Below are 1,830 nucleotides of genomic sequence, written 5' to 3'. Positions count from 1 at the left end.
AGGGGGAAATTACCATAGAGAAATTGGAGAATGGGGCAAAAAAAGGACTGACTATCATTTCTCGTGACGTGGGACCAGGCATTCCGGATCTTAGAAAAGTCATGGAAGATGGTTTTTCGACTTCTGGTGGACTTGGAGCAGGGCTTCCTGGTGTCAAAAGACTAATGGATGAATTTTCGATTGAATCTACACCAGGTGAAGGAACCCTTATTCAGTCGGTGAAGTGGCTCAGGTAGGAGGACAAGAATGAATTTTAGGGATACGATGCTTGCCGAATATAAGGAAATTTTAAAAACGTATATTAATGACCAAACTGAACAGGCTTTATACATGAGCCAGAAGTTTAGCCGCAAGTCAATTGAGTTCAAAATATCACCTGAAGAAATGATCAGCCTCCATAAAACATCAATTATGGAGCTTGAGCCAGAGCTTCCGGAATCGCTTCTTTTATCGCTTGATATTTTGCTCGAAGTGATGATGAGCTATGGTCTTGCTTATCGCGAGCATCAAAGCCTGCGGACTATTCAGCGCGAGCTCATTAATGAAATTGAAGTAGCTGCCAGTATGCAGCAGACGCTTCTTGGTACACAGATCCCGCGTGTCGATTCCATGGATATTGGGGCAATCAGCGTGCCAGCCAAGCAAATGAGCGGAGATTATTACCACTTTGTATCGCATGAAAATGGATCGATCAGTGTGGCGATTGCAGATATCATCGGGAAAGGAATTCCAGCCGCTCTTTGTATGTCAATGATTAAATATTCAATGGATAGTATGCCGGATGACAGTCAGGCACCCGGCGATGTACTAGAAAGATTAAATCGTGTTGTTGAACAAAACGTTGATCCGACCATGTTCATTACAATGTTCAGCGGTCTTTATAATCCAGAAACACATGTGTTTTCTTATTCGTCAGCCGGCCATGAACCAGGCTTTTTTTATCATGCCGAAACAGGTGTGTTTGATGAATTGCAGGCAAAGGGGCTGCTTCTTGGTGTCGATAAGAAAGCGAAATATAATGAGTATGAACGGAAAGTAGAAGTGGGCGACGTTATTTTGCTTATGTCGGATGGTGTAACAGAATGCCGGACAGAAGAAGGCTTTTTAGAAGTAGATACGCTCATTGGATATATTGAAAAATACATCCATCTTGGCGCGCAGGATATCGCGGATAAAGTGTATAAAGAGCTGGAATATTTACAGGATTTCCAGCTCCGGGATGATTTTACACTTATTATTTTAAAAAGAACCGCTTAACCCAGTTTAATCGTTCCATGTGGTGGGTAGTAGTAGGATATTGGATTGAACGAAGCGATTATTATTGTTAAAGGTGGTTTATTTGAATGAACATTTCGATTGACGTACAAGAACAGGAAAAACAGACAACGATCAAGCTTGCTGGTGAAATTGATGCATATACAGCTCCTAAACTACGGGAGACGGCGTTTCCCTACACTGAAAAAGAGGAAGCTGACATCGTTATTGATCTGTCTGGTGTGACATATATGGACAGTACAGGTCTCGGCGTTTTCGTCGGGCTTTTTAAAAGCTTAAACGCAAATAATGGGACAATGAAATTAATCGGATTATCAGATCGATTAAAGCGTCTCTTTGATATTACAGGCCTTGCAGACATCATGAACATCAATTCTGGATCAGAAGGTGGCGTGTAAGAATGAAATATGCTGACTACATCGAAATGAAAATCCCGGCCAAACCTGAATTTGTCGGTATTACAAGGCTGACATTATCCGTCATTGCCAGCCGGATGGGGTTTACTTATGATACGATTGAAGATTTGAAAATTGCAACGAGTGAAGCAATTACCAA

3 protein-coding genes and 1 pseudogene are annotated in these 1,830 nt (G+C 41.7%); all 4 read left to right on the top strand.

All coding sequences use genetic code 11. The features are described from left to right. The coding region (locus tag BA724_RS06930) for an ATP-binding protein (RefSeq protein ID WP_141719891.1) at nucleotides 1-236 on the top strand (236 nt) is incomplete at its 5' end. A 10-nt stretch (nucleotides 237-246) separates the two neighbouring features. Continuing rightward, entirely contained in the window at nucleotides 247-1,257 is a 1,011-nt protein-coding gene (locus tag BA724_RS06925) for a SpoIIE family protein phosphatase (RefSeq protein WP_069937939.1), read from the top strand. Between the two features lie 86 nt (nucleotides 1,258-1,343). Then, nucleotides 1,344-1,673 (top strand): anti-sigma factor antagonist, encoded by a 330-nt coding sequence (locus tag BA724_RS06920; RefSeq protein ID WP_069937938.1) that lies wholly within the window; start codon nucleotides 1,344-1,346, stop codon nucleotides 1,671-1,673. 2 nt (nucleotides 1,674-1,675) lie between these two features. Continuing rightward, nucleotides 1,676-1,830, top strand: a pseudogene (locus tag BA724_RS06915) (anti-sigma B factor RsbW); the annotation flags it as partial.

Source organism: Domibacillus iocasae (genome assembly GCF_001750285.1).
Classification (GTDB): Bacteria; Bacillota; Bacilli; order Bacillales; family Domibacillaceae; genus Domibacillus; species Domibacillus iocasae.
The sequence above is the reverse complement of the archived record's forward strand: the minus strand, read 5'-3'. Positions and strand labels throughout refer to the sequence as shown.

Bases quoted from the DNA above. Each gene is read 5' to 3' on its own strand.
- BA724_RS06925 (WP_069937939.1), top strand. From the start codon at position 247: ATGAATTTTAGGGATACGATGCTTGCCGAATATAAGGAAATTTTAAAA.
- BA724_RS06920 (WP_069937938.1), top strand. From the start codon at position 1,344: ATGAACATTTCGATTGACGTACAAGAACAGGAAAAACAGACAACGATC.